The sequence below is a fragment of the Acinetobacter sp. GWC1_38_13 genome, assembly GCF_001767535.1.
In the GTDB taxonomy this organism is placed as follows: domain Bacteria; phylum Pseudomonadota; class Gammaproteobacteria; order Pseudomonadales; family Moraxellaceae; genus Acinetobacter; species Acinetobacter junii.
On the sequence record NZ_MELG01000074.1, the window covers coordinates 1 to 9,952 of the forward strand.

The 9,952-nt window shown below is 37.6% G+C and carries 11 protein-coding genes; 7 read left to right on the forward strand and 4 right to left on the reverse strand.

What is annotated here, in order from left to right; genetic code table 11:
- The coding region (gene metG, locus A2003_RS07260; protein ID WP_286687071.1) for a methionine--tRNA ligase subunit beta at positions 1–758 on the forward strand (758 nt) is incomplete at its 5' end.
- Positions 759–807: 49 nt separating this feature from the next.
- Here the strand turns inward: metG and A2003_RS07265 are convergent.
- Entirely contained in the window at positions 808–1,566 is a 759-nt protein-coding gene (locus A2003_RS07265) for a hypothetical protein (RefSeq protein WP_286687072.1), read from the reverse strand.
- Positions 1,567–1,761: 195 nt separating this feature from the next.
- Here A2003_RS07265 and A2003_RS07270 point away from each other — a divergent pair, with 195 nt between their 5' ends.
- On the forward strand, positions 1,762–2,733 hold the full coding sequence (locus A2003_RS07270; RefSeq protein WP_286687073.1) for an MBL fold metallo-hydrolase: 972 nt from the start codon (positions 1,762–1,764) through the stop codon (positions 2,731–2,733).
- A gap of 57 nt (positions 2,734–2,790) precedes the next feature.
- Here A2003_RS07270 and A2003_RS07275 read toward each other — a convergent pair whose 3' ends face one another.
- Entirely contained in the window at positions 2,791–3,414 is a 624-nt protein-coding gene (locus A2003_RS07275; RefSeq protein ID WP_286687074.1) for a LysE family translocator, read from the reverse strand.
- A 313-nt stretch (positions 3,415–3,727) separates the two neighbouring features.
- Positions 3,728–4,408, reverse strand: a complete 681-nt coding sequence (locus A2003_RS07280) for a DUF1345 domain-containing protein (RefSeq protein WP_286687075.1) — start codon at positions 4,406–4,408, stop codon at positions 3,728–3,730.
- 189 nt (positions 4,409–4,597) lie between these two features.
- On the opposite strand from A2003_RS07280, the gene A2003_RS07285 reads away from it, so the two are divergent.
- The 4 genes from A2003_RS07285 (at position 4,598) to A2003_RS07300 (ending at position 8,933) form a co-directional block, all read left to right on the forward strand.
- The gene (locus A2003_RS07285) at positions 4,598–5,146 is read left to right on the forward strand and encodes a TetR/AcrR family transcriptional regulator (RefSeq protein ID WP_130575675.1); all 549 of its coding nucleotides are present in this window, start codon (positions 4,598–4,600) and stop codon (positions 5,144–5,146) included.
- Positions 5,147–5,159: 13 nt separating this feature from the next.
- Positions 5,160–6,806, forward strand: a complete 1,647-nt coding sequence (locus tag A2003_RS07290) for an MFS transporter (RefSeq protein WP_286687076.1) — start codon at positions 5,160–5,162, stop codon at positions 6,804–6,806.
- 126 nt (positions 6,807–6,932) lie between these two features.
- On the forward strand, positions 6,933–8,000 hold the full coding sequence (locus tag A2003_RS07295) for an HlyD family secretion protein (RefSeq protein ID WP_286687079.1): 1,068 nt from the start codon (positions 6,933–6,935) through the stop codon (positions 7,998–8,000).
- Positions 8,001–8,066: 66 nt separating this feature from the next.
- A complete protein-coding gene (locus A2003_RS07300; protein ID WP_286687077.1) occupies positions 8,067–8,933 on the forward strand; it encodes a 1-aminocyclopropane-1-carboxylate deaminase/D-cysteine desulfhydrase in 867 nt (288 codons plus the stop codon).
- A gap of 42 nt (positions 8,934–8,975) precedes the next feature.
- Here A2003_RS07300 and A2003_RS07305 read toward each other — a convergent pair whose 3' ends face one another.
- Complete coding sequence (locus A2003_RS07305) at positions 8,976–9,341, reverse strand: DUF4870 family protein (protein WP_099948165.1); 366 nt, start codon at positions 9,339–9,341, stop codon at positions 8,976–8,978.
- Between the two features lie 141 nt (positions 9,342–9,482).
- Here A2003_RS07305 and A2003_RS07310 point away from each other — a divergent pair.
- On the forward strand, positions 9,483–9,952 hold a 470-nt coding region (locus tag A2003_RS07310; protein ID WP_286687078.1), incomplete at its 3' end, for an FAD-dependent oxidoreductase.

Below are 9,952 nucleotides of genomic sequence, written 5' to 3' on the forward strand. Positions count from 1 at the left end.
AATTCTCTGCTGCTATTCGTGAAATCATGGCTCTTGCGGACAAAGCGAATCAATATATTGATGAGAAAAAACCGTGGGCACTTGCCAAGCAAGAAGGTCAAGAACAACAAGTTCATGATGTTTGCTCAGTCGGTATTAACTTATTCCGTCAGCTTGCAATTTACTTAGCTCCAGTGCTTCCAACACTTGCGGCTCAAGTTCAGTCTTTCTTACAACTTGAAAGCTTTGACTTTGCATCACGTCAGCAAATCCTCGTTGCACACGAAATTGCTCAATTCCAACCGCTTATGCAGCGTGTTGATCCTAAAGCAGTTGCTGCAATGGTTAATGCATCGAAAGACTCTTTAGCTGCTGCGGCAGAAGCGCCAAAAGTGGAAAAGAAAAAAGAGAAGAAAGCCGAGAAGAAGCCTGAACCTAAAGTGGGTGAAGCTGAAATCATTGGCATTGAAGACTTTATGAAAGTTGATCTTCGTGTAGCTGAAGTTTTAGAAGCTTCAACTGTCGAGGGTTCTGATAAATTACTTCAACTCACTTTAAATGTTGGTGAAGCTGAACCACGCAATGTGTTTAGTGGTATTCGTGAGTTCTATCAGCCCGAAGACTTAAAAGGCAAATTGGTGGTGATGGTCGCGAACCTTGCACCACGTAAGATGCGTTTTGGTATTTCTAATGGTATGGTACTTGCAGCAGGTAATGGTGAAGGTGTTTGGGTGATCTCACCTGAATCTGGCGCTAAAGCTGGTGATAAAGTGTCTTAATTTAATTCAATAAAGAACAGGCTTCTTTTGAAGCCTGTTTTTATATATTTTATATATTATGATTATTTAAGGCTTTATCAATATGCCAACATAGTCTCTCAAACGAATGATTATCTAAAGCTCTTTGTCCTGTTAACATCGAACTAAAAAAAACTGGTATTTCTCTACACTCTTCCAATCTAATTAAGTGATAACCATTTTCATTATCAAAACTAATGCTATTTTTATATATTTCTTCTTTAAAAATTTTAGAGGCATATGCATTTGCAACAACTATTAATTTTGGTTTTATTAAATCAATCAATATCTTAAACAGTTTTATTTGTTCTTTTGCAAATGAGTTTAATATCTTTTGATCATCTTTTTCATAAATTAAATCCTTAAATTTAGCTTGAGATGTTATTCTTATCAAAAATAAATCTAGATGTTCCCATTCTAATAACTCATTATGTTTTCGATTACGTTTTAAATATTCCACAATATCTTGAAATTTTTGAAAATATGAATATTTCGTTTTTAAGGTTATTTTATCAATTTTTTTTAAAGAATTATCAAATTCTATGATCTGCTTTATATTATCATCATCTATTTTTCTCCAGTCATTAAATAGTGGAATCAATTGACTAGCATTTAATTTTAAAAATGACTCATTGTAAGAAGGATTTAAACCAACAAATAAAATTGTATTCTTTTTCACTCCTAAATTTGAAGTATAAAAAAGTGGGCAACGTATAGTTAAATCATCACCTCCATCTTCATTTAGCTGAGCCCAAAGCTTCAATATCTCTTTATTAATACTATTAGTCACATCCAGCCTCAATAAATAAAAGCACAAAATTTCAAAAAATTATAATTTACATTAAATCTATAAGTTTTATACAAAAATATTCCCTACAAAGCCCACTGTACTATATAAAATATTGAAGCTATATAAAACTGATGAAAAAATCTTACTCTCATGCTAAAAAATAGATAATTCAACCAAATTCGAGAATATTTATAAATGAAAAAAATGCTGGCTCTAGCTCTATTGAGTTCATATTTCCCCCTACTTACTCATGCAGAAACAAGCAAAACTCTGCCGATCATTGAACAACAAAAACAGGTTGCAGGCTTCTACCAACATCAAGTTGGTGATGTACAAATTACCGCGTTATTGGACGGCACTAACTTTATGTCACCAAACTTATTTAAAGATATTTCTCAACAACAAGTCCAAGAAATTTTGAAGAAATACTATGCAGATCAAGATAAAGGCGTACAGACCTCTATCAATGCTTTCCTCGTCAATACAGGAAAATCTCTGGTATTAGTGGATAGCGGTGCAGCCAGTTGTTTCGGCTCACATCTAGGTTCAGTGTTAACCAACCTAAAAGCATCAGGCTATCAACCTGAACAAGTTGATACGATTTTACTCACACATCTACATCCAGACCATGTCTGTGGTATCAGTAAAGATGGCGTTGCCAATTTCCCGAATGCAACCGTATACGTATCGAATGATGAAGCAAGTTTTTGGTTAGATCCGAAACAAGCAGCAAAACTACCGAAAGAAAAACAAGCCAATTACTTAGGGACAATCGAAAAGATTAAGGAGGCCATTGCCCCGTACCAAACCAAACAACGTTTTAAAACGTATAAACTCGGTGATGACATTCAAGGTTTTAAAGTCATTAACACGGCGGGACATACACCTGGGCATTTTAGTTATGAATTAAAAACCAAAGATGAAAACGTGGTGTTTATTGGAGATATTGTCCATTCACATACTGTGCAATTTGATAAACCTGAAACGGCAATTGAATACGATATAGACCCGAAAAAAGCCGTTGAAACGCGTTTAAAGCAATTCGCTGATTTTGCTAAAAACGGACAAACGATTGCTGCACCACATTTACCTTTCCCCGGCATTGGACACATTTATTCAGCCGATGGAAAAAGCTATCAATGGATTCCAACTCATTTCAAAGATTAAATGCTTTTATTTAGAATTAGCCCATAAAAGAAGCGACCTTCTTGGTCGCTTCTTTTATCACTTCATTCCAAAGATCAACTTCAATCCAAGCAAGGTCATGACACCACCTGCGATACGATCAAAAACAGCTTTAGATTTTAAATAAACTTTACGTGGTCCTTCTGCTGACAATGCAACAGCCACTAGAGAATACCAACCTGCATCAATAAAGAAACACAAAATTGGCAACACAACATAGAAATAAGTTGGAATTTCTTTAGGTAATAAAGCAGTAAAAATACTGGCAAGCACGATCGCAATTTTAGGATTACTCAACTGAGTGATTAGACCTAAACGAAAAGCTTGTGCATAGCTCATGTTATGAACTGCACTCTCCGTTGATGCCATTGGTTCTTTAGCATGTTTAATAATTTTATAAGCAAGCCAAAGTAAATACAGACCACCAAAGATTTTTAAAGCCAAATATGCTGAAGGCACTGCAAGTAAGATCGCCTGTAATCCCATCACAGCTAGAAAACCAAACAACGCTGCACCCGTACCTGTGCCAAGCGCAGTAAATAAACCATGTTTACGTGAAATCGCAATCGAGTTTTTTGCAACATAAATAAATGTCGGACCAGGGCTAATCGCACCCAACATCAATGCCAATGTAATCGAGCCTAAAATCAATATTGATTCCAAGATAAACCTCAAAATTAGAATAATTTTCTAGCAAATATTTTATGCGAAAAAGACTCATACAAGATACTATTTTTTACAAACCACAGTGCATAGATAAAATCTTATAATTCAACAAATTAATTAAAAACAATGATAAAAACCAAATAACTTATATAAAAAAACCATCAAAAATACAGAGCTAAGATGAGCTACTAAACAAAATATCAATCATCTACATTTCTTATTTAACCTGCTAAAAGATTAAATATTTACTCCACTATTTCACTATTTTAAATAATAAAAATCACCTTATAGATTCATTTAGCATTGTTAATTAGCCAAAACCGATCAGGCTCGCTGCCACATTGATTGCAACCGCCAAAATCACTGTATTAAAAATAAAAGCTAAAACACAATGAAAAATATTCAGATGTCTAAGCTGTGAGCTAGTAATAGAAACATCTGCGGTTTGTGCAGAAGTGCCAATGATATAGCTGAAATAGACAAAATCGAGATAATCAGGTTGATCTGTTTTTGGAAAATCTAATCCCCCATCGACTTGACTGCTTTTCGCAAGATAATAGTCATGTGCATAATGAATAGCGAACAAGGTATGCAGTAACAACCACGATGAGAAAATAGTTCCTATCGTTAGCAAGATCAGAATCATTTTAATGATTGCTTGATCTTTGGGAACATGACTGAGCTGCACAGCAATCGAAATAAAACAAACAACGATTGCAATTAAAGCAACCGTAAGTATCATCCACTTCCCTTCATCTTGTTGTTTTGCTCGTTCTAAGATGTGTTCTGGATCTAAACGCCACATCATCTTTAGAATCATAAACAAATATAGCCAGATTGCAGTATTCCAGCCAATTTGTAGCCGTGTCGCCCAATGCCATGAGCTGAATGTTTGCAGCACAAAAAAGATAACGAAGCCCAAAGCAAAAGTTGCGGATAAGTATGGACGATGTTTTAAACCACGAAAAAATCGATGCATAAAGGCTTGCATATAAAACCTACCTTAAAATATTCAAAATCAAATTGTTTTATTTTTTAATACGATAAGTTTGTTGCTACACAAACCAATTTACCTCTATTACTCAATATAAACAAATCAGATATCGATCGTTTATTTACATCGGACAAGTTTGTCCGATAAATAACTCTTATCCAATTTATATACCTAGCAAGTTCAATAATGAATAAACGTGTTCAACAAGCTGCTCATAACCGAGAGGAATTGCTTCATGCAGCAGAAGAGGTATTTCGGGCTCAAGGTGTACATGTGCCATTACAAGCAATTATTGATCATGCAGGCGTAGGACGAGCAACCTTTTATCGTAATTTCGCTGATCGTAAAGCACTCATGTTTGCCCTACTTGATCAAGCGATGATGCGCTTAGAACAGAGAGCATCCGCTCTACTCGAATATAATGATGGTTTTATTCGTTTGATTGAAGGGCATATTGAACAACTCCCTCATCTGATCGTACTGATTGATTACTGGCGCATCATTGATCGCCAAGACCCAATCATGCTAAACATTTATGAGCGACGAGATAAAGCATTACAACCTTTAATTGATAAAGCCATAGAACATCAATTATGTCGCCCTGATCTGACACCACAAGACTTTGGCATGATTACGGCGATCTTAGGCTCTTCGTTTCAAGGGCATCCTGCTTCTGATCAAGTACGACTGGCAAAACGCGCAATAGAATTATTATTAAACGGCATCAAAATTTAGTTCGAGGAATAATATGGATAACAGCCCTCGCTATCTTGAAACCCCGCCAGATTGGTCAGCCGATGAACGCCCTACGCTACCAGGCTCTCCTGCGGCTATCGCACATGCAAAGCCAAAACGTTTTGCATATTTCTTTATTGGGCTATTTATTTGTATTGCTGCCAGTTTAAGTAATGGTTTTATTGTCGCTAATTTACCAATTTTCCAAGGTGAGTATGGTCTCACTCCATCACAAGCAGCTTGGTTACCTGCTGCTTATGTGATGGCAAATGTCAGTTCAAATTTGATCTTATTCAAAGCTCGGCAACAATATGGCTTAAGACTATTTTCAGAAATTGGATTATTAGTATTCATTGGTGTGTTGGTCTTACACATCTTTGTCAAAACCTATGAAATGGCTTTATTTGTCCGCTTTATTGCAGGTTTAGCCGCTGCTCCACTTAGCTCATTGGGTATGTATTACACCATGCAAGCTTTTGGTAAAGCAGATATGGCTAAAGGGATTTATTTGGCTTTCGGCTTTCAGCAACTTGGTTTGCCTTTGGCTTGGATTATCTCGCCGTTTTTACTAAGCGCCAATCAATGGGATGTGATTTATACCTTTGAACTGGGTTTGGCAATTTGTTGTTTTGCAATGGTGGTAGCTTTAAAACTGCCTCGAAGTATGCGTCTCGCGGTTTTTGAGAAACAAGACTTCTTTACCTTTGCACTGCTCGCTCCAGGTTTCGCCTGCCTGTGTATCGTGTTAACACAAGGGCCTATTCACTGGTGGTTTGATAGCCCTTGGTTAGCCTATACCTTGATCGTCGGTTTTTGTTTAATTGTGTTTGGTTTGACTTATGAACATTATCGTCGCAATCCACTGATCATGACACGTTGGTTGGCGACAGGCGATCTTTTGAGTTTCATCGTCAGTGCCTTTGCGCTCAGACTATTAATGTCTGAACAAAGCTACGCTGCGGTCAATTTTCTAAAAACTGTTGGTATGGGTCCTGATCAATTTGTTCCGCTTTATGTGGTTATTTTCTGTGGAACGACTGCAGGTTCGGTATTTAGTGCGCTGACATTTCATCGTGAGCGTTTAATTTTAAATTTATTTCTGGCTGAAATTTTAATTCTGATCGCCTGTGCTTTGGATTATCACCTGACCAGTGATGTACGACCTGCAAACTTTTATCGAAGCCAGTTCTTGGTGAGTTTTGCAGGGGGCGTATTTATTGGTCCACTGCTATTGATGGGTTTTATGCGTACCTTACAACGTGGTCCTCAATATGTCGTGACCTTTATTGTATTGTTCTCAGCTACGCAAAACTTTGGTGGTTTAGTCGGTTCATCATTTTTCAATACCTATCAGCAACGCCACACTTATGATTATAAAGTTGAGATTAGTAGCAATCTCGATCCTACCAATCCCCTTGTCGCACAGCGTTTGCAAAGTTATCAACACAGTTCAATGCTCACAACGAATGACCCTGTTTTACAAAACAATCAAGCCCTACAGAATTTAAATAAGGTGGTGACTCGTGAAGCTCAGGTTCGTGCCTACAACGATGTGATTGCCTTAAATGGCATCTTTGCCGTTATTTTGTTGCTTTGGGGCTTATTTAAATATGCTCGGAATAAGTACAAAACCCGTAGAAGCTTGCAAACAGCAAATTAACTTTTATTGTATTTGATTGAGAAAAAAATTATGTCTGAACAAGAGAAACCAGAAAGCTCCAAGATCGAAAACGCTGAGCAGAATAATCATGCTCAGTCTGACAAAGCAGTTGAGTCCGTGCCAAAAATGCCACCACCGCCTCCACCTACAACCAGTAAATTGATTAAAACCAAACGCTCTACCTTATGGTGGATGCTTTTAGTATTAATCGTGGGGATTACCATTATTTTATGGGCATGGCGAATTGGTCCATTTCATACAGCGATTGAACAAACTGATAACAGCTATGTGAAAGGCAAAACCACCATTCTTTCCTCACAGATTAATGGCTATATCAAAGATGTATTGGTCAAGGACTTTGATCAGGTCAAACAAGGTCAGGTGTTGATGCATATTGATGCAACCACCTATGATCAAAAAGTCACGCAGGCTGTCTCAGGTGTAGAACAAGCAGAAAATAGTCTAGCCAATCAAACTCAAGCCATCGCCCAACGCCAAGCTGATGTGGTTGCAGCACAAGCCAAACTTGATCAAGTCAAAGCGCAATACGACTTATCCATCGCACAACTTAAACGCTATCAACAACTTGGAGATAGCGGTGCAGCATCAAAATCTGAACAGGATAAAGCGGCTGCGGATGCACAAAATAATCTAGCTTTGCTCAAACAAGCGCAGGCGAATATCCTCGTTGCACAAGAAGCATTAAAAACGGCACAAGTCGCGCAAGGTGGACTAAAAGCACAAGTGAATAGCGCACAAGCACAACTAGATCAAGCCAATACCACAAAGGATTACAGCACGATTGTTGCACCGTTAGATGGTCAACTCGGTGAGGTCAATCCAAGAGTAGGTCAATACGTGGCAGCAGGAACACAATTATTGTATTTAATCCCAAAACAAACATGGGTGATTGCGAACTTTAAAGAGACGCAAATTGCCAATATGAAAATTGGACAAAAAGCGTATTTTACTGTGGATGCCATGAATCATCAGAAATTCACAGGACATGTAGAGCAAATTTCCCCTGCGGCTAGTTCTGAATATAGTGTACTAAAACCTGATAATGCCACAGGTAACTTTACTAAAGTGGTGCAACGGATTGCAGTGCGTATTGCGATAGATCCAAACCAAAAAGGCATCGAAAATTTACGTCCTGGTATGTCCGTGATTAGCTCTGTAGATACCGACTCTTAAGGCAGCACTGACATTCTCAATCAAATACATTTACAATGTGATCAAATTCAATTTTAGTTTATTCCAATGTTTGATCACATTGCTTTTCCAACTCCTTATCAAACATTAGACCTTCCCTTTCCTGTGCAATTGACAGTGAAACGTCTTGATCTCATTCACCCTCAGATTTCAGGTAATAAATTTTTTAAACTGAAATACAATCTACTCGAAGCTAAGCAACAAAATTTGAATCAAGTGCTAACCTTTGGCGGGGCTTACTCTAATCACATCGCTGCAACAGCATATGCAGCACATTATTTTGGCTTCCAAAGTATTGGCATTATTCGTGGTGAAGAGTTAGTAAAGCAAGCATTGAATTCAACCCTGCAAACTGCACAAGATTTTGGTATGCAACTGCATTTTGTCAGTCGAGCTGAATACCGACTTCGCCATGAACTTGAGTATTTACAACAATTAAAACAGCGTTATCCAAATACTTGGATTATTCCAGAAGGCGGGACTAATCAACTTGCGATACAAGGTACGAAAGAAATTCTGTCTGCTGATGATCGAGAAAATTATGATTTGATTTGTTGTGCTGTTGGTACAGGTGGCACGATTGCAGGGATCATCAAAAGTAGTTCAGCTCAGCAACATATTTTAGGCTTTTCGGCACTTAAAGGTGATTTTCTCAAGCACGATATTCAACAATGGACCAATAAAACCAACTGGTCTTTAACAGATAAATATTGTTGTGGTGGTTATGCCAAAACCAATTCTGAACTGCTGCAATTTATGCAGCAATTCGAACAACAATATGCTGTTCCACTCGAGCAAATCTATACAGCTAAGATGATGATGGGATTATTTGATTTAATTCAACAAGGGCACTTCCCTGTGAATACGAGAATCTTAGCGATCCATACAGGTGGGCTACAAGGACGCATGAAATAAAAGTCACCCTGAAGTGACTTTTGATCTACTGATTCTAACGGCTTAAAACCATCCATCACCGATTGGTTTATTGTCCATAAACACCACAAGACCTTTTACGATGCGATAAATAAACCAAATCGACACCGCAAACAAGATTGGAATGCCGATGAGGACAAATGACAATACGAAACCAATCACAGCACCAATGAGCGTGAACCAAAAGGTTTTGATTTGCCATTCAAAATGGCTCGCCAACCACGTACCTTGTACTTCATTACGTTTCATATAGTTCATGATGACAGCTGCAATACTGGTCAAACCCACAAAAATACTAGCTGCATATAAACCATAGGCAATTAAAGTATATTGTCTTAGTTGATCTTGGTTGTTCGGCTGAATATCGTTTAAAAATGTTTTATCGTTCATTATTTTTGCCCCTCTATAGAATTCAACTTTATAGCATGCCTTGATTTTAAAGGCATATTTTTTAATCAAACAATCGACATACTCAAAAGGCTTTAAATCTTCTATAATTGCCCGCTTTTCGTATTCTATCGAGTAATGCTCATGGTTCATCAAGTTGATGTGGTTGTTTTAGGTGCAGGTGCATCGGGCTTGATGTTAGCTGCTGAGGCAGGCAAACGTGGACGTTCAGTCGTCGTACTTGAAAAAGCCAATAAAGTCGGTAAAAAAATTCTGATGTCAGGTGGTGGTAAATGCAACTTCACCAATTTAGAGGTAGAGCCTTCCAACTATCTTTCAGAAAACCCGCATTTTGTGATTTCAGCCTTAACCCGTTATACCAATTGGGATTTTATTGGTTTGGTCTGTGAATATGGCATTGAATACGAAGAACGTAAACATGGTCAGCTCTTCACGTTGAAAGGCTCTAAAGAAATTCTTGAATTGTTACTTTCAGAATGTAGTAAATCAAAACACGTAGAAATTCAAACACACTGCGAAGTTGAACAGGTAAAAAATAAAGCAGATTCAGGTTTTATTATTGAAACCAATCAAGGCACTTATCACTGTGAGTC